12 protein-coding genes are annotated in these 19,121 nt (G+C 65.1%); 6 read left to right on the top strand and 6 right to left on the bottom strand.

The window, feature by feature from the left end; all coding sequences use genetic code 11:
* Positions 1–35 precede the first annotated feature (35 nt).
* The 6 genes from Y704_RS0116985 to Y704_RS0117010 all read right to left on the bottom strand — a co-directional run bounded on the left by Y704_RS0116985 (position 36) and on the right by Y704_RS0117010 (position 7,362).
* Positions 36–917, bottom strand: coding sequence for a metal ABC transporter permease (locus tag Y704_RS0116985; RefSeq protein WP_026550994.1), 882 nt, complete (start codon positions 915–917; stop codon positions 36–38).
* A gap of 1 nt (position 918) precedes the next feature.
* Positions 919–1,704, bottom strand: coding sequence for a metal ABC transporter ATP-binding protein (locus Y704_RS0116990; protein ID WP_026550995.1), 786 nt, complete (start codon positions 1,702–1,704; stop codon positions 919–921).
* Between the two features lie 195 nt (positions 1,705–1,899).
* The gene (locus Y704_RS0116995; RefSeq protein WP_253904383.1) at positions 1,900–2,874 is read right to left on the bottom strand and encodes a metal ABC transporter solute-binding protein, Zn/Mn family; all 975 of its coding nucleotides are present in this window, start codon (positions 2,872–2,874) and stop codon (positions 1,900–1,902) included.
* Between the two features lie 120 nt (positions 2,875–2,994).
* Positions 2,995–4,086 (bottom strand): hemolysin family protein, encoded by a 1,092-nt coding sequence (locus Y704_RS0117000; RefSeq protein WP_026550997.1) that lies wholly within the window; start codon positions 4,084–4,086, stop codon positions 2,995–2,997.
* On the bottom strand, positions 4,083–5,543 hold the full coding sequence (locus Y704_RS22290) for a hemolysin family protein (RefSeq protein ID WP_081747732.1): 1,461 nt from the start codon (positions 5,541–5,543) through the stop codon (positions 4,083–4,085). Before Y704_RS22290 ends, Y704_RS0117000 begins: the two co-directional genes overlap by 4 nt.
* 364 nt (positions 5,544–5,907) lie before the next feature.
* Positions 5,908–7,362 (bottom strand): GMP reductase, encoded by a 1,455-nt coding sequence (locus Y704_RS0117010; RefSeq protein WP_026550998.1) that lies wholly within the window; start codon positions 7,360–7,362, stop codon positions 5,908–5,910.
* 217 nt (positions 7,363–7,579) lie between these two features.
* Between Y704_RS0117010 and Y704_RS0117015 the strand changes: the two genes are divergently transcribed.
* From Y704_RS0117015 to Y704_RS0117040, 6 genes are all read left to right on the top strand, one after another.
* A complete protein-coding gene (locus tag Y704_RS0117015; RefSeq protein WP_026550999.1) occupies positions 7,580–11,410 on the top strand; it encodes a multifunctional oxoglutarate decarboxylase/oxoglutarate dehydrogenase thiamine pyrophosphate-binding subunit/dihydrolipoyllysine-residue succinyltransferase subunit in 3,831 nt (1,276 codons plus the stop codon).
* A gap of 99 nt (positions 11,411–11,509) precedes the next feature.
* The gene (locus Y704_RS0117020; RefSeq protein WP_026551000.1) at positions 11,510–12,109 is read left to right on the top strand and encodes a GDSL-type esterase/lipase family protein; all 600 of its coding nucleotides are present in this window, start codon (positions 11,510–11,512) and stop codon (positions 12,107–12,109) included.
* A 212-nt stretch (positions 12,110–12,321) separates the two neighbouring features.
* Positions 12,322–14,106: an ABC transporter family substrate-binding protein gene (locus Y704_RS0117025; RefSeq protein ID WP_081747733.1), complete on the top strand. Its 1,785-nt coding sequence runs from the start codon at positions 12,322–12,324 to the stop codon at positions 14,104–14,106.
* Between the two features lie 102 nt (positions 14,107–14,208).
* Positions 14,209–15,741: an ABC transporter permease gene (locus tag Y704_RS0117030; RefSeq protein WP_026551002.1), complete on the top strand. Its 1,533-nt coding sequence runs from the start codon at positions 14,209–14,211 to the stop codon at positions 15,739–15,741.
* Between the two features lie 9 nt (positions 15,742–15,750).
* A complete protein-coding gene (locus tag Y704_RS22295) occupies positions 15,751–16,800 on the top strand; it encodes an ABC transporter permease (RefSeq protein ID WP_051477316.1) in 1,050 nt (349 codons plus the stop codon).
* Positions 16,797–18,587: an ABC transporter ATP-binding protein gene (locus Y704_RS0117040; protein ID WP_026551003.1), complete on the top strand. Its 1,791-nt coding sequence runs from the start codon at positions 16,797–16,799 to the stop codon at positions 18,585–18,587. Before Y704_RS22295 ends, Y704_RS0117040 begins: the two co-directional genes overlap by 4 nt.
* Positions 18,588–19,121 lie beyond the last annotated feature (534 nt).

Consider the following 19,121-nt stretch of genomic DNA (forward strand, 5'->3'; position numbering starts at 1 on the left):
AGCCTCTCAACCAGGACTCCCGGCCGGTCAGCCTCTCAACCAGGCAGGACGGCGGCGGTGCGCGTGCCTGGACGAGCGCGCCCCCGGCGGCTCGCGACCACCCTGCAGGCCAGGTACAGGGCGAACGAAATGGTGGTGACATAGGGGCTGATCGGGATGCTGCCCCCCAATGCCAGGAGGATGCCGCCCACCACGGAGGTGCAGGCGAAAACGATGCTGAGCAGCACCACGACGCCGGGATGTGACGACACACGGAGTGCGGCGGCGGCCGGCGTGATGAGCAGGGCCAGCACCAGCAGTGCGCCTACCACCTGGATGGAGAGTGCCACCGCAACGCCGAGCAGCACCATGAAGGTGATGGACAGCCCCCGCACCGGCACCCCTCGGGCCTCGGCCAGGTCCGCATCGGCACTGGCGAAGGTGAGCGGCCGCCAGATGGCGACCAGCCCGGCCATCACGACGACGGCGCAGCCCACCAGCAGGTTCAGCTGCACCGCATCCACTGAAACGATCTGCCCCGTGAGGAGTCCGAACTTGTTGGCGGCCCTGCCCTCATACAGAGCCAGGAACAGGATCCCGAGGCCCAGGCCGAAGGGCATGACGACGCCGATGATCGAGTTCCGGTCCCGAGCCCGGATTCCCATGACCCCGAGCACCAGTGCGGCCAGGACCGAGCCGACCAGGGAGCCGAGCACCACGTTCGCGCCCACCAGCAGCGCGAAGGCGGCGCCGGCGAAGGACAGTTCGGCGATGCCGTGCACGGCGAAGGCGAGGTCGCGCATCATGACGAAAGTACCGATGAGACCGCCCAGCAGTCCCAGCACCGCCCCGGCGATCAGCGAGTTCTTCACCAGCGGCAGGAGCTCAGCGTAATTCTCGAAATTGAAGACAGCGCGGAGGAAATCCTGCAGGTCCATCTCAGTCCCCCGCGCCGTGGTGGTGGTGGGTGGTGGCATCGGGCAGTCCCACCACGATGATTCGGCCATCGTGGTGGAGCACCTCGACCGGGCTGTCATACAGCTCGGAAAGGACCTCGCTGGTCATGACGTCCTGCGGGGCACCCACGCGGAACCGGCCGTTCGCCAGATACAGCACGCGGTCCACATAGTCGATGACCGGGTTGATCTCATGGGTGACGAAGACCACCGCGCTGCTCTTGACGTGGCACTGCCGGTTGATCAGCGCGCTCACTGCCTGCTGGTGGTGCAGATCAAGGGACAGCAGCGGCTCGTCGCACAGCAGGAGGTGCGGTTCCGTGGCCAGCGCCTGCGCCGCACGCAGCCTCTGCTGCTCGCCGCCGGAGAGCCTGCCCACCGGGGCATCGGCGTATGCGGACGAGCCGACCTCGGCCAGGAGGGCATCGACCTGTGCGGTGTGGGTGCTGTTCCGAAGCCTTAGGCCCCACCGGTGGCCGTCCAGCCCGAGCCCCACGAGGTCGCGCGCCCGCAGCGGCGTTTCCGGCGGGAAGGACTTCTGCTGGGGAATGTAGCCGATGCGGCGGCTGCCCCGCTGGATCCGCCGGCCCTCGATCAGGGCTGTTCCGGCATCGAGGGACTGGAGGCCCAGCAGAACCTTCAGGAGGCTCGTCTTGCCGGAACCGTTCGGGCCAAGGACCGCGAGGAATTCACCCGGCAGGATGTCGAGGTCCAGTCCGCTCCACAGGGTGCGGGTGCCGAAGGAAAGGGATGCATTCCTCAGGCTCACCACGGGTGTGGTCACGGCTTCTCCAGGTCGAGTGGGCTGCAGGGTGGGCAGGTAGCTCATGCGGTACTACTCTCAGGGGTTGAACGCTCAGGGGTTAAACGCCGTCAGCCGCCGCGCTGTGACTTCTCAGTCAATCACAGCGCGGCGGCAGGGACGCACACATGCAGGACGCGGTCCAGCGGAATTCCCGGGAGGTCAGGCTCCCGCGGCTGCCGCAACGTTTGCGGCGTTCGCCGTCATCCACGAGAGGAAGTCCTCGCCGTCGGGCAGCGTCTCGGTGAAGGTCACCACCGGTACTCCGGCGTCCTCGGCCGCGGCCCGAACGGACTGTGTCTGCGGTCCTTCCGTCTGATCGTTATAGGCGAGAAATTTTACCGACCCGGAGGCGACGAGGGTCTGCATCTCATCGAGGACGGCTACCGGTACATCGGTTTCCTCCTCGATGGCCTCGCTGTACCCGGACGGCGTGATGTTGGCGAATCCGGCTGCCTCGAGCAGGTAGACCGGCACGGGCTCGGTCACCGCGATGTCTCCCCCGCCGCCCGTCGCGGTGTCGGCCAGGGAATCCTCGATGCCGCCCAGTTCCTCCTTGAATGCTGCTGCGCGCTCCTCGTAGTCCCCGGCATTGGCTTCATCGAGGCCGGCGAGCTTTCCGGCGATCGTGTCGGCGAGGCTGGACATCACCGGAAGGTTGTACCAGACATGCTCGTTGAAGGACCTGTGTCCGTGCTCCTCCTCGGCGTGCTCCTCCTGCGCACCCTCAAGGCCCGAGACGCCGACAGCGCTGATGATCACGTCGTGGTCAATCTCCGTTTCGTCGGCCAGCCGGTGCAGGAATGGATCGTACCCTCCGCCGTTCTCAATCACAAGATCGGCCTTCGAGACAGCAAGCTTGTCCTGGACCGTGGCCTCGTATGAGTGCGGATCCTGGCTCAGGCTGGTCACGATGGCCGTGACCTCGACGTCGTCCCCGCCGATCGCCTCCACGATGCTCCCGTAGACATTGGTGCTCGTCACCACCTGGAGCGGCCCGTCGTTGGATCCCTCGGCGGTGCCGGCTTCTGCACTGGGCTCGGTGCCGCAGGCGGTCGCCGACAGGGCTAGGAGTGCGACGCCGGCCAGGAGTCGGGTGGGTCGCGCAAATCCGCGGTGCATGGAAGCCTCAATCACTGTTATTGATAATGGTTTGGATTAGTAATAAGAGTCTAATCCTAACGCGAATCATTCGCAAAGAGGAACTTTTTTTCTTCCATCGGCCCTGGTTCATCTGCCACGCGGCCCTGGAGGACTTCAGCGGGACAACCGCGCGTCGGGCTCGGAAACGCCCTCACCTGACCTGCGCGCACCCTGGTTCTGGGTCACGTCCCGGATCTCGCCGATCAACTGCTCGATGACGTCCTCGAGGAACAGCACCCCCCGTGTCTCGCCGTCGGGACCTAGCACCCTCGCCAGGTGCGAGCCGGTTCTCTGCATGACCGTCAGCGCGTCCTCAATCCCGTCCTGCAGATTGAGGTTGGCGAGCGTGCGCACCTTGTTCTCCGTGATCGGCTTCGAGTACATCGCCTGGGGCAGGGACATGATGTCCTTGAGATGTATGTAGCCCGTGAGGTTGTTCCGCTCGTCAATGAGGACGAACCGCGAGAATCCGGTGCGACCCACCGTCCGTTCGAAGTCCTCGGGGGTGGCATCAGTCCTCATCGTCACCAAGTCGGCGAGCGGGACCATCGAGGTTTCTGCCGTTTGCCCGGAGAATTCGAGCGCGCCCGTGATGAGTCCCGATTCGTCGTCGACCAAACCGCTCCTGGTGGATTCCTCGACGATCGACTGGACTTCCTCGAGGGTGTAGGTCGAGGAAACCTCGTCCTTGGGCTCGACGCGCATGGCCTTCAGGATGTGGTTCGCCAGCCAGTTCAGGGTTCCGATCACGGGATTGACCAACCGTGCGATCAGCACCAGCGGCGGCGCCAGCAACAGCGCGGCCTTGTCCGCCACCGACACCGAAATGTTCTTCGGCACCATCTCGCCGAAAGTGACATGCAGGAAGGTCACGAGCAGCAGCGCGATGCCGAACGCGATTCCATCGGCAAACCCTGCCGGGATTCCTACGGCCTCGAACGGCACCACCAGCAGGTGGTGGATGGCCGGTTCGGCCACCTGGAGGATCAACAGGGAGCACACGGTGATTCCCAGCTGCGCACAGGCGAGCATGAGGGAGACATGCTCCATGGCCCACAGAGTGGTTCGGGCACGTTTCGACCCCGCATCGGCCAGGGGTTCGATCTGGCTGCGGCGCGCCGACATGATGGCGAACTCGGCGCCGACGAAGAACGCGTTGCCCATCAGGAGCACGATCAGCCAGAGGATGCCTGCCCAGTCGCTCATCGCCTACCTTCCTTGACCGCGGTGCTTCCGGAATGTCCCGCAGCGGCTGCACCACCACGCGGCTGTGCTGCCTTGTCACGCGGTACTGGGTGCCCACCCGGGTGTTCCGAGACACCGGATGCGCCGGTGCCGCCCGTTCGGCCTGCGCCATCAGGCCCATCCGGTGCTGACGGGATGAAACGGACGCGGTCGATCCGACGGCCGTCCATGCGCTCGATCTCGAGGACGCCGTTCTCGACCTCCACTCGGTCGCCCACCAGGCCCAGGCGCCCGAGTTCGGACATCACGAAGCCGCCGATCGTTTCATACCCGGCTTCATCAGGCACCACGAGCAGTGGAATCTGCTCGCTGACCTCATCCGGACGCAGGAGTGCGGGGAAATACCAGTCCCCGGTGGCACTCTGCAGCACCCCGGGCTTGAGCTTGTCGTGTTCGTCAGCGACCTCGCCCACGATCTCCTCGACCAGGTCCTCGAGAGTGGCCACTCCGGCCGTACCCCCATACTCGTCGAGAACCACCGCGAGCTGCAGGTTCGCGTCGCGCAGTTCGCGCAGCAGGGAGTCGAGGTGCACTGTTTCAGGCACCCGCAGCACCTCGGTCATGATCGTGCCGGCCGGAAGATTGGCCCGCCGGTCGCGCGGCACCGCCACGGCCTTCTTGACATGGACGACGCCGCGGATGTCGTCGGTGGACTCACCGATCAGCGGGAAGCGCGAGTACCCGGTGCGCCTGGCCAGTTCGACGACGTCGGCCACTGTCTGCTCGGAATCTATCGTTTCCATTCGGATCCGGGGAGTCATGACGTCAGCGGCAGTGCGTTCCGAGAACGCGAACGTCCGCGCCAGGAAATTCGCCGTTCCGGCATCGAGGGTACCCATCTCCGCGGAGCGGCGGACCAGCGAGGAAAGCTCGGAGGGGGTGCGCGCACCCGAAATCTCCTCCTTCGCCTCAAGGCCGAAGATATTCAGCACCCGGTTCGAGAATCCGTTCAGCACGATGATCGCGGGCTTGAACACTGCGGTGAAGACGAGCTGGGGCCGTGCGAGGGCAAGGCCCACCTGGAACGGCAGGGAGATCGAAAGGTTCTTCGGCACCAGCTCGCCGATCAGCATCGACAGCAGCGTCGCGAGGGTCATGGCGATGACGATGGACACCGTTGCGACGGCGGGTTCGGAAAGCCCCAGCCCGCTCAGCGGCCCTTGAAGCAGGCGCGCGACAGAGGGTTCCATGACGTATCCCGTCAGGAGCGTCGTCATGGTGATGCCCAACTGGCAGCTCGAGAGCTGGGTCGACAGGGACTTCAGGCACCTCAGGAGTGGTTCCGCTCTCGTGTCGCCCGCGTCGACCGCCCGCTGCACGTACGTCTGGTCGAGCGCCACCAGGGAGAATTCGACGGCGACGAAGAAGCCTGTTCCCAGGACCAGCAGGACTCCCGCTGCTAGATAGATCCACTCCACTGCAGGGTCACCGCCCGGTCAGTTCTGCGCACTCCGGGTCTGGAGGGCTCCGAAAGCTGGGGCGCACCGGGGTCGCCGCCGGTTGCGGGGGCGAACCCTTCGCTTCTCGTGACGCTGCAGGGATGACGGTGGGCATGTGGTCGGGGTTCACCGGCTCGAGGCGCAGGCTTTCGGCTGGACGAACGGAGGTTCATCGTCACCGCATGCCTCGCAGGCCGGCCCCTGGATGGGCTGTCCATAAGGCCTACAGCTTACCCGAGCTTCCCCGCGCCACTCACCTTTTGGTCTGACGGGTGAAGCACTTGCGGCAGCGGGTGAAGCACGTGGGCCGGCACTTCGCAGATACGCCGGTGGAATTGACGGCCTACCAACTCTGCTGGAGCGGCCGGCCCTCCTCGTAACCCGCAGCGGACTGGACACCCACCACTGCGCGCTCATTGAACTCCCGCAGCGACCGGGCACCCGCGTAGGTCATGGAGCTGCGCACCCCGGCAGTGATCGAATCCAGCAGATCCTCGACCCCCGGCCTCGCCGGGTCGAGGTACATCTTCGACGTCGAGATACCCTCCTCGAAGAGGCCCTTCCGGGCGCGCGCAAACACGTCCTCGCGGCGCGTGCGGTTCTGCACCGCGCGCGCGGACGCCATGCCGAAGCTTTCCTTGTATTTCCGCCCGTTGCTGTCGGTCTGCAGGTCGCCGGGGCTCTCATAGGTCCCGGCGAACCAGGAGCCGATCATGACCTGGCTGGCCCCTGCGGCAAGCGCCAGGGCAACGTCGCGCGGGTACCGCACGCCGCCGTCGGCCCATACGTGTGCTCCCAGGTCGCGGGCGGCCTCCGCGCACTCGTAGACCGCGGAGAACTGGGGGCGCCCGACGGCGGTCATCATGCGCGTGGTGCACATGGCGCCCGGGCCGACACCCACCTTGACGATATTGGCACCGGCCTCCACCAGGTCCCGGACCCCGTCGGCGCTCACCACGTTCCCGGCGACGATCGGTACGTGCGCATCCAGGCTCCGGACTGCCTTGAGGGCGTCGAGCATCTTGCGCTGGTGCCCGTGGGCTGTGTCCACGACGAGGACGTCGACGCCGGCTGCCAGCAGGGCCGACGCCTTCCCCTCGACGTCGCCGTTGATTCCGACTGCCGCAGCCACGCGGAGGCGGCCTTCTGCATCCACCGCAGGATCGTAGATCGTCGAGCGCAGCGCCCCGGTCCGGGTGATGACGCCCTGCAGCACGCCGCCCTCGCCCGTGACGGGAGCAAGTGGAACGTCGGCGCCGTCCAGCTCCTCGAAGGCCTGCTGGAGCGCGCGGGCCGGATCGGCATCGAAACGTACCGCGTCGATGGGGGAAGGAGCATCCCTCATGACTGCCCCGAGGGAGGCAAACCGGTCCACCCCCTCGCAATCGGCAGCGCGCACGATCCCCACACACCGGCCGGCGTCGTCCACCACCACCACTGCCCCGTGGGCGCGCTTCTGGATCAGATGGAGCGCATCGATCACCGTGTTCCCCGGCTGCAGCTTCAGCGGCGTCTCGAAGACGGGGTGCCTGCTCTTGACCCACTTCGTCACCTCGGCGATGACCTCTGACGGGACGTCCTGGGGCAGGACGGCGAGACCGCCGCGCCGGGCCACGGTCTCCACCATGCGGCGGCCGGTCACTGCCGTCATGTTCGCGACGACCAGGGGAATGGTGGTCCCTGTGCCGTCGTTCGTGGCCAGGTCCACGTCGAACCGGGAGACTACCTCCGATGCGGACGGCACGAGGAACACGTCCGAGTAGGTCAGGTCTGTGGTGGGCTGATTGATGAAGCGCATGTTTTTCTCCCGGCGGTCGAGTACCGCAGAGAAGTATAGTTTGTGCGATGCCTTCCCGCCGAACCGTGCGCACCGGACGGCGTGGCGTGCGACACGCGCGATTGGCTTGTTGCGAAGTCCTGTCACTAGACTGGGACAGGGTCCTCCACCGGTTGCTCAGGCCGGGATTACCGACCACACCGCGCTCAGGGCAACTTACGGAAGAGGCGTATACCACGTGCCAGACCAAACTAGCCACCGTCTACCTGAAGAATTCGGCGGAAACGAGTGGCTCGTTGACGAACTCTACGAGCAGTTCCAGAAGGACCGGCACTCGGTCGACAAGAAGTGGTGGAGCCTGTTCGACTCGTTCGGTTCCGAAAGCCGGCATTCCGATGTAGACGGCACTGTAGGGCCGAGGAACGGCGAAGCCTCACCTGCGGAGGCTCAACCCGTGGAAGCTCCGGCGGTCCCTGAGAAGAAGCCCGCCGAATCCCGGCCGGCGACCCGCGAACTGCCCGTCGTCCGTGCCGAAGCCGACGCCCCGAAGGCGTCCGGGGAATCGCCCGCCTCAGCGCAGGAATCCGGCGCACCGCCTGTGCCGAAGGAACCTGCTGCGGCAGAACAGAAGCCTGCCACTCCGCCCATTCCCGCCCAGCTTCCCAAGTCGGCGCGCAATACGGACATGGACGAAAATGCGGTGAAGGTGCTGCGCGGCCCTGCGAAGGCCATCGCCACCAACATGGAGGCAAGCCTCACGGTTCCCACCGCAACGAGCGTGCGTGCCATCCCGGCAAAGCTCCTGATCGACAACCGCGTGGTCATCAACAATCACCTCGCCCGCGCCCGCGGCGGAAAAGTGTCCTTCACCCACCTGATCGGCTACGCGATCATCCGTGCTCTGGCGCAGTTCCCGTCACAGAACGTGTACTACGACGTCGTGGACGGCAAGCCCTCGTCGGTGCAGCCGGCGCACGTCAACTTCGGCCTGGCCATCGACATGCCGAAGCCTGACGGAACCCGCTCACTCGTGGTGCCGAACATCAAGAAGGCCGAGAACATGAACTTCTCGGAGTTCTGGCATGCCTACGAGGAACTCGTGAAGAAGGCGCGCGGCGGAAAGCTCGGCGCCGACGACTACGCCGGCACCACCGTCTCCCTCACCAACCCGGGCGGCATCGGGACCGTCCACTCCGTCCCCCGCCTCTCCAAGGGCCAGGCCTGCATCATCGGCGCGGGCGCGCTCGAATATCCTGCGGCCTTCCAGGGCTCCAGCGACAAAACCCTGGCCCGGCACGCCATCAGCAAAACCATCACCCTGACCTCCACCTACGACCACCGTGTTATCCAGGGTGCCGGCAGCGGCGAGTTCCTGCGGATCATCCACCAGCTCCTGCTCGGAGAGCAGGGTTTCTACGACGAAATCTTCGAGTCCCTGAGGATCCCGTACGAGCCGGTGCGCTGGAGCGTCGACATCCAGGTCGATCCGATGGACGAGATCAACAAGGTGGCGCGCATCCAGCAGCTCATCCACGCCTACCGGGTGCGGGGCCACCTGATGGCGGACACGAACCCGCTGGAGTATGTTCAGCGCAAACATGCTGATCTCGACGTCAAGACCCACGGCCTGACGCTGTGGGACCTCGACCGCGAATGGCCAACCGGCGGCTTCGGCGGCAAGCCCCTGCTGAAGTTCCGCGACATGCTCGGCGTGCTCCGCGACGCCTACTGCCGCACGACGGGCATCGAATACATGCACATCCAGGATCCTGTGGAGCGCCAATGGTTCCAGGATGAGCTCGAGCATCCGTATTCGAAGCCGAGCCGGGAGGAGCAGCTGCGCATCCTGCACAAGCTGAACTCCGCCGAGGCGTTCGAGACCTTCCTCCAGACGAAGTTCGTGGGTCAGAAGCGCTTCTCCCTCGAAGGTGGCGAATCGCTGATTCCATTGCTTGATGCCGTCATCTCGGGAGCAGCGGATGACGGACTCGACGAGGTCGCCGTCGGGATGGCGCACCGCGGACGCCTGAATGTGCTGACCAACATCGCCGGTAAGACCTATGCGCAGGTCTTCCGTGAGTTCGAGGGCACCCAGGATCCGCGCTCCGTGCAGGGCTCGGGTGATGTGAAGTACCACCTGGGAACGGAGGGCACCTTCACCTCCGACGCCGGCAACGAGACGCGCGTCTACCTCGCAGCCAATCCCTCGCACCTCGAAGCGGTGGATCCGGTGCTCGAGGGCATCGTGAGGGCCAAGCAGGATCTCCTCGACCAGGGCGATGCCTTCCCCGTCCTCCCGATCCTCATCCACGGCGACGCCGCCTTCGCCGGCCAGGGGGTAGTTGCCGAGACGCTCAACCTGTCGCAGCTGCGGGGTTACCGCACGGGCGGCACCATTCATGTGATCGTCAACAACCAGGTGGGATTCACGACGTCGCCCACGTCGTCGCGGTCGTCGGTGTACTCGACCGACGTGGCGAAAATGGTGCAGGCGCCGATCTTCCACGTCAACGGCGACGATCCCGAGGCGGTGGTCCGCGTGGCGCAGATGGCGTACCAGTTCCGCCAGCGCTTCAACAAGGATGTCGTGATCGACATGGTGTGCTACCGCCGCCGCGGCCACAACGAGGGCGACGACCCCTCGATGACGCAGCCGATGATGTACAACCTCATCGAGGCAAAGCGCTCGGTTCGCAAGCTCTACACCGAGGCACTGATCGGCCGCGGTGACATAACCCAGGAAGAAGCCGAGCAGGCTCTGCGCGACTATCAGGAGCGCCTCGAGCGGGTCTTCGCGGAAACCCATGCCGCGCAGACCTCGCCGATCCCGGTGGTGACCAGGGATCCCGCTGCCGTCTCGAACATCGAACGGCCCTTCGCCCAGCAGTCGGATGCCGGTACCGGCAGTCCGGCGACCACCGCCATCTCTCCGGAAACCCTCGCGCATATCGGCAAGGCCCATACCAGCATTCCCGAGGGCTTCACCGTGCACCCGAAGCTCAAGGCACTGCTCGACAAGCGCGAGCAGATGTCACGCGAGGGCGGCATCGACTGGGGATTCGGCGAGATCGCCGCCTTCGGATCGCTCCTTTTGGAGGGTGTGCCGGTGCGCCTCGCGGGCCAGGACACCCGACGCGGAACCTTCGTGCAGCGCCACGCCGTGTTCCACGACCGCGCCACCGGCGAGGAATGGCTCCCGCTGTCCGACCTGAGCGAGGGTCAAGCCAAATTCTGGATCTACGACTCCCTCCTGTCCGAATATGCCGCAATGGGCTTCGAGTACGGCTATTCGGTCGAACGCCCGGACGCGCTGGTGATCTGGGAAGCGCAGTTCGGCGACTTCGTGACCGGCGCCCAGACCATCATCGACGAGTTCATCAGCTCCGCCGAGCAGAAGTGGGGCCAGCGCTCTTCGCTGGTACTGATGCTTCCGCATGGCTACGAGGGCCAGGGGCCCGACCATTCGTCGGCGCGGATCGAACGCTTCCTGCAGATGTGCGCCGAGGAGAACATGGTGGTCGCCAACCCCAGCAGCGCGGCGTCGCACTTCCATCTCCTTCGGCGTCATGCCTACAGCCGCCCACGGAAGCCGTTGATCATCTTCACGCCCAAGCAACTGCTGAGGCTGAAGGCAGCGGCGAGTTCGGTGGAGGACTTCACCGAGGGCAACTTCCAGCCGGTGATTCCCGACAGCCTCGACACGCCGGCCAACGACGTCGAACGGGTGATCCTGGTGTCGGGCCGCCTGTACTACGACCTGCTGGCCGCACGCCAGAAGAGTGATGACCAACTGACTGCGATCGTGCGCGTGGAGCAGCTGTACCCGCTGCCCCTCGACGGGATCACCGAGGCACTGGATACCTACCCGAACGCCGAAGTGGTGTGGGCCCAGGATGAGCCCGCCAACCAGGGCCCGTGGCCGTTCATCGGCCTGAACCTTCCCCAGCAGCTGGACCGCAAGGTACGGCTCGCTTCGCGTCCCGCGTCTGCAGCGACGGCCACCGGTTCGGCGAAACACCACGCAGTGGAGCAGGACCTCCTGATCCGCAAGGCGTTCGGCCGGAAGTAATCCGCGCATCCGTATGATGTTGGGTGGGGCTCCGGCCCCACCCAACACGTTTAAGCAGCTCAGTCCTGCACCCAACACGACCAGTAAACCGAGGGACCAGTGGAACAACGCAGAATCCGGCTAGCAGCAGTGGGCGACGAACTCTTGGCGGGACTGGGCGACCCGCGCGCGCTTGGCTGGTTCGGACGCGTCATGGCACGCACGGCGCCGGACAACGTGCCCGTGGAGTCCTATACCCTCGCGGCGCCCCAGGAGGGAACGGAGTCCCTCGCCAACCGCTGGCTCCAGGAAGTGGGGCGCCGCTTCGACGACGGCTTCGAGAACCGCCTTGTCATCGGTCTCTCCGATCGCGATCTCGACCTTGAACTGTCGACGGCCCGCAGCAGGCTGAACCTGGCGAACATCCTTGACGGTGCGGCTCACATGAGCGTCAAGGCACTTGTCGTGGGCCCCCCGCCCGGGCTCGATGCCGAACGGAACCGGCGCCTCGCCGACCTTTCGAACGCCTTCGCCGACGTGACCACCCGGCGCAAGCACGTATACGTGGACACCTTCACGCCGCTCCTGGCACACGAGCAGTGGCGGAACGACCTCGCCTCCAACGGCGGAGGCCCCGGGCAGGCAGGCTACGGACTGATGGCCTGGCTTGTGCTGCATCGCGGCTGGTACCAGTGGCTGGAGATACCCGCCTCCGAATAGGAGCTGCATTCCGGACCCCTTCTGCCCCATCGTTACCAAACGGTGACAATGTTACCGAGTGGTAACGAATGGGTTATAAATCGTTCACTGGGTGTCCGAAGGCAACGATGTCTGGTTATGCTGTGGGAAGTGTGATTGCCGTCACGGTGGCAATCCGCTCCAGCGGGGCTGATGACCGGTCCCGTGCGCCTCTAGCACAGTAAGGAAATCGAATGCGTAACAAGCGCACAATGTCGCTCGCGGCTCTCTCCATTGGAGTGCTCATGCTGAGCGCCTGTGGATCTGCGGGCGGAACCGCGGACGCCCCCGCGGAGAGCGGCGGCGAGGAAAGCCTTGCTTCCACGATCAACATCGCGATCAGCCAGGCACCAACCGCCTACAACGGCAACACCGCCAGCACCAACGCCGTCTACAACACCTACGTCGACAACCTGACGTCAAGCGCCTTCGCAGCGTTCAGCGCCAGTGGCAACCTGGAGGCCAACGAGGAGTTCGGCACCTACGAGAAGACCAGCGACGACCCGCTGACCGTCAAGTACACCATCAACGAAGATGCTGTGTGGTCCGACGGTACGGCCATCGACTACGACGACATCCTGCTGACCTGGGCCACTGCCTCCGGAACCCATCCCACCGGCGAGACGGACGCCGAGTCGGGTGCCGAAACCGACCTCTTCCTGACGGCCTCCACCAACGGTTTCGCACAGATGGAGATGATCGAGGGCGAGCCCGGCGCCAAGGAATTCGAGGTTGTCTTCACAGAGCCCTATGCGGATTGGGAAGCCCTGTTCACCACCGGAGTGATCATGCCTGCGCACATCGCCGCCGAGCAGGGTGGAATGTCCGCTGAGGGCGACGGCACGGAGCTCGTCGAGGCCATCCAGGCGAAGGACATTGCCGCGCTGACTCCCGTCGCGGAATTCTGGAATACCGGTTGGGCTTACGAGGCCGACCTCCCGAGCCTCCCGGACACCGCACTCCTGCCCTCTTCCGGCCCGTACAAGCTGGACAATGCGACGAACGGCACCCTCACGCTCGTCAAGAACGACCAGTACTGGGGCGAAGAGCGCGCCGGCAAGACGGACACCGTCGTCTTCAAGACCATCGTGGACGAGGAAGCCGTCCAGGCACTCCAGAACGGCGACGTCGACATCATCGATCCGTCCAGCCCCACTGTGGATACGAAGGCAGCACTTGAGCAGATCGGTGAGACCATCTCGGTCGATACTGGGGAATCGCTCACCTTCTCGCACATCGACCTCGACCAGCGTCCCGGCGCCGTCTTCGAAGACGTCAAGGTCCGCCAGGCCTTCGACGCGTGCGTGCCCAAAGCCGACATGGTCGACAAGTTCGTGACGCCGATCGAGCCCGCGGGCTCGGTCATGAACCTCCACGAGTACCAGCCCGCGCAGGAGGACTACCAGACCGTCCTCGACGGCGCTCCGGCAGCGCAGGGCGACGGCGTCGCCGACATCGAAGGCGCCAAGGCCCTGCTGGCCGAAGCCGGCAAGACCGAGCCCGTTCAGGTCTCGCTGATGTTCGCATCGACGAGCCAGCTCCGCGCCGACATGGTTGCCCTCGTCAAGGACTCCTGCGACAAGGCAGGCTTCGAGATCATCCCGCAGCCCGAGGCCGAGTGGAGCGCCAAGCTCTCGCAGCCCGGAGCCTGGGACGCGGTAGTCTTCGGCTGGGCCGGATCCGGCCTCGTCGCTTCCGGTGAGTCCATCTACGTCTCCGGCGGTGAGCAGAACTTCGGTGGCTACGCCGACGAAGAGGTAGACCGCCTGTGGGGAGAGATCGTCACCAACACGGACGCCGAGAAGGTCATCCCGCTCAAGACGGACCTCGAACAGCGCCTCGCCGAGACACAGTACAACGTGGTTTTGTACGCGAATGCTGACATCATCGGCTACTCCTCGAAGCTCGAGGGCGTGGAACTGAACCCGACGCAGACCGGCATCACCTGGAATGCCTACAGCTGGACCAAGCAGAACTGATTGCACGTTCCGGATAAAGCATAAGGACGGGCAGGCCCTCGGGCCTGCCCGTCCCTGTGCCCGGCACTTCTCCAGCCTGCACCGTTTCCTAGGAGCCCCTCCGTGTTCTACTTCATCGCCAAACGAACCATCATCTCTTTCTTCATCATGCTTGCAGCCACCACGCTGATGTACTTCCTCACCATTTCGTCGGGCGATCCCTTCGAGGACCTGGGTGAGACGAGCGGCCCCGAGAAGGCCGCCACGATCGCCGCCCGCACCGCTGCCATGAATCTCGACGTCCCTCCCCTGATGCGCTACTTCCTGTGGCTTCAGGAGGTGGGCTACTGCCTCGTCCCGGGCGGCGTCTCCTGCACCCTCGGCCAGGACCGAACCGGCGCAGCGGTCCTCCCCCAGCTCGAGAATGCCATCGGGTCCACGCTCCGCCTCGTGGTCGTGGCCACGGTCATTGCGCTGGTGGTCGGCGTGATCGTCGGCATCGTCACCGCCATCCGTCAGTACACCACCTTTGACTACTCGATCACCTTCCTCTCCTTCGTGCTCTTCTCCCTCCCGCTGTTCTGGCTCTCGACGCTCCTCAAGCAGTACCTGGCGATCGATCTCAATACGTGGCTGGCGAATCCGCAGTTCTCCTACGCGGCAATCATTGCCATCGGGGTAATAGCGGGCCTGATCTGGGCGTTGGTCATCGGTGGAGACCGCCGCAGGCGCGGTACCGTTTTCGGCATTGCGGCCTTCGCTACCGCCTTCGGCCTGTGGCTGCTTCTTGTCACGGGATGGTTCGTGACGCCGGGCCTCGGCCCTGTCGGAATGCTCGTTTCCGCAGCAGCGGTCGCCTTCCTCTGGACCGCCCTGCTCGCCGGTTTCCGCCGCCGGAAAATTCTGTACGCCGCCCTTGCCGCTGCGGCGGTCAGCTACGCGGCCTACCTCGTGTCGATTCCCCTGCTCACCGATCCCAGCTGGCTCACTGTTCTGTTGCTGATCGCCGGAGCGGTGGCGGTCGCCTATGGAGTGGGCGGCGTCGTCGGCGGGCAATACCGCCAACACGCAGCACGTATTTCAGCCGTGATCGCCGTGAACATGGCCCTGCTGATCTTCCTGGATCGGCTGCTGCAGGCCTACCCGACGCTGTCGGCTAAAGGGGGAGGCCGGCCGATTCCGACGACGGGGTCCCAGTCGGCGAACCTCACCGGCACTTTCTGGGAGGTCAACCTCGACTTCGCGCTGCATCTGGTCCTTCCGACGATCGCGCTGACCCTGATCTCCTTCGCCACCTACACGCGCTACACCCGCGCCAGCCAGCTCGACGTCATGAACCAGGACTACATCCGTACCGCGCGGGCCAAGGGCCTGAGTGAACGAACCGTCCTTGTCAAGCACGCATTCCGCAACGCAATGATCCCCATCACCACGCTGATGGCGTTCGACTTCGCCGGCGTCCTTGGCGGCGCAGTGATCACCGAACAGGTCTTCGGCTGGAACGGAATGGGCAAGATGTTCATCGACGGAATCAGCGCTGTGGACCCCGGGCCTGTGATGGCATTCTTCCTGGTGGTGGGCACGGCCGCGGTGCTGTTCAATATGCTCGCGGACATTGCCTACGCCTTCCTCGATCCCCGCATCACGCTGAGCTAGGAAAGAATCATGAGTAAACATGCAGACCAGTCCGGCGATTCGCGGGCACAGGTTGAACTGTCCGAGACGACTCTCCTGACCCAGGACACCGATATCTCGACCAGCGCTCCCACCCGGGCGCAAACGAACCGCATCCAGACCAGCAGGATCCAGACCACCGAGGCGAAGAGCCAGGGGAAACTCGTGCGCGAGCGTTTCCTCCGGCACAAGGGCGCCCTTGCAGGCATGGCGCTGCTGCTGCTGATCGTCCTGCTCTCCTTCAGCTCCATCGGCTTCGCAGGGCTTCCCGGGTGGTGGAACAAGGACTACGACGTCCTCGCCGCACGCTTCAATGAGGGCAGGCCGACGCTCACCCTCTGGCCGTTCAGCCTCGGAGAGCACCCCTTCGGCCAGGACGTCCTCGGCCGCGACTATTTCGCGCTGACCATGCGCGGCATCCAGACCTCTCTGATCATTGCGTTCATCGTGGGGCTGGTGGCCATGGTCATCGGCACCACCGTCGGAGCGGTCGCGGGTTACTTCCGGGGATGGACCGAGGCGTTCCTCATGCGGATCACCGACGTCGTCATCACCATTCCCACGGTCGTCATCGCGGCCGTGGTGGCTGGCATTGTCGCCAAGCAGGGCATCGTCCCGTTCGCGATCTTCCTCGGGCTCGTCACCTGGACGGGCCTCGCCCGGCTGGTCCGTGGTGAGTTCCTGTCCCTCCGGGAGAAGGAGTTCGTGGAATCGGCCAAGTCGGTCGGCGCGAGTTCGGGCCGGATCATCTTCCGCCACATCCTGCCCAATACGGTCGGCGTCATCATCGTCTCGACGACACTCGCCATCTCAGGAGCGATCCTGCTCGAGACCGCCCTCAGCTACCTCGGCCTGGGCGTCGTCTCGCCGGACACCTCGCTCGGCAAGGCCATCAACGACAACCGCTCGGCGCTGACCGTGCGCCCCTGGCTGTTCCTGTGGCCGGGCGCTTTCATCGTTGCCATTGCACTCGCAGTGAACTTCATCGGGGACGGCCTCCGCGACGCCTTCGATCCCAAGCAGACAAGGATCAAGCAATGAGCGCTTCCGAAGCCGGCCTCGTCCTCGACGACGACGCCGCACCAGCGAGGGAAGGAGCGATCCTCTCCGTCTCCGGCCTCGGTGTCGAGTTCAGCGTCGATGATGAGTGGATCATGGCCGCCGAGGACGTGTCCTATGAGATCCACCCGGGCGAGATCCTCGCGATCGTCGGCGAGTCGGGCTCAGGGAAGAGCATGTCCTCCATGGCACTGCTCGGCCTCCTGCCCCGCAATGGGCGTTCCACCGGCAGCGCAAAGATGCTCGGCAAGGAACTCATCGGGGCGCCGCAGAACGTTCTGCGGCGCATCCGCGGCAATGACATCGCCATGATTTTCCAGGAGCCGATGACGGCGCTCAACCCCGTCCTGACGGTCGGGGAGCAGATCCGTGAGGCTGTTGAGCAGCACACTGAAGCCTCGCCTGCCCAGGCCAAACGCCGGGCCATCGAACTCCTGGCGATGGTCGAGATTCCCGAGCCGGAGAAGCGGTACGAATCCTATCCGCACCAGTTCTCCGGAGGACAGCGCCAGCGCGCCATGATCGCGATCGCGCTGGCCAACGATCCGATGCTGCTCGTGGCCGATGAACCGACCACCGCGCTCGATGTCACAGTGCAGGCCGAGGTTCTCGAGTTGCTGAGGCGGTTGAACAAGCGGCTCAACAGCGCGGTTCTCCTCATCACCCATGACATGGGCGTGGTGGCGGACCTCGCGGACAACGTGGTGGTGATGGAGCGCGGCCGCATCGTGGAGACGGCGCCCACCGCGGAGCTGTTCACCAACCCGCGGGAACCGTACACGCGTCAACTGCTCGATGCCGTTCCGCACCTCGGCTCCAAGGTGGGCGGTGTCCTGTCCGACATCGAGGTGGTGGACGGCGGAATTCGCATCCACGAGGAGTATGCGCGCGCGGCAGTGGCGAACCGGCAGACTCATCGGGACGCCGGCACTGTTCCTGCCCTCGAACTGGTGAACGTTGACATCGAGTACCCCGGACGGTTCCGGCAGGCGCCCTTCAAGGCGGTCAACGATGTCTCCTTCACCATCAACCCGGGTGAAGTCCTCGGTCTCGTGGGCGAGTCGGGGTCCGGCAAATCAACCATTGCCAGGGCCGTGACCGGTCTGATCAAGACCAGCGCCGGAAGCGTCACGATTGCCGGAACGGACATCACCAAGCTCTCCGCACGGAAACTCCTGCCGCTGCGCAAGAGATTCGCGATCGTTTTCCAGGACCCGGCCGCATCCCTGAATCCGAGGCTCTCCATCGGCGAGAGCATCGGCGAACCGATGTACCTCCACGAGAAACTGTCACGGCCCGATCTTGACAGGCGTGTCGGGGAACTACTGGAGGACGTGCAATTGCCCGTCTCCTTCCGTAACCGGTACCCGCACGAACTGTCGGGCGGGCAACGGCAACGGGTCGGCATCGCACGGGCGCTTTCGCTGCGGCCGGACCTGCTGGTGGCGGATGAGCCGACGTCGGCCCTCGACGTCTCGGTTCAGGCCAAGGTCCTCGAACTCCTCCAGGAACTCCAGCGCGAGCGGGGCTTCGCTTGCCTGTTCGTCAGCCACGACCTCGCCGTCGTTGAGCTTCTTGCAAGCCACATCGCAGTCCTCAACAAGGGCAGGCTGGTGGAACAGGGCACCACCGAACAGATCCTGAAGTACCCCACCGATCCCTACACCCGCCGCCTGCTGGCAGCAGCACCGGTTCCCGACCCCGTGGAGCAGGCGCGGCGCCGTGAGCAGCGCAACGCGATCCTCGCGGCGGGTGCCTCAGCGGACTAGTTCCCGCACTTCCAGACAGCTACTTTCAAACAGTCAAGGAATGAGCAGTCGCAGTGTGATGAAGACCTTCGGGCTGGGCTCTGTCAGGAGCCCGGGTCAGCCCGGAGGTCTTTGCTGTCCCTAGAAGCGACCACCCGGCCGCTCGTCAGGTTCGCCGTGAAGCTGCTGGCGGGCATCAACCGGTGGAGGAGTGCCCGGGCGAGCAATGGCCGCAGTAGCCGGGCGAGCAATCACCGCAGTAGCCGGGCGAGCAATCACCGCAGTACCCGGGTGAGCAATGGCCGCAGTGGCCGGTAGTTCGACGCGCGGCGCTCCGGTGTGGGGAAGGAGGGTCTCACCAGCGTCGGTGGTGTGTCGGTTTCACCCCTGGTGGCTCAGTCGGGAGCCCGACCCGTTGTGGGTCCTGACCGCCCAGCCCTGACCGCTCAGCCCTGACCGCCCAGCCCTGACGGGTCCGGGGGGAGGTCGGGGTGGTGTGTTTAGGTGGGGGTGGTGTGGGGGTGGGTGGTGTAGGTGCGGCCGGCGGGTGAGGTG

Origin of the sequence: Arthrobacter sp. Br18 (assembly GCF_000520555.1) — a bacterium.
GTDB lineage: Bacteria > Actinomycetota > Actinomycetes > Actinomycetales > Micrococcaceae > Arthrobacter_D.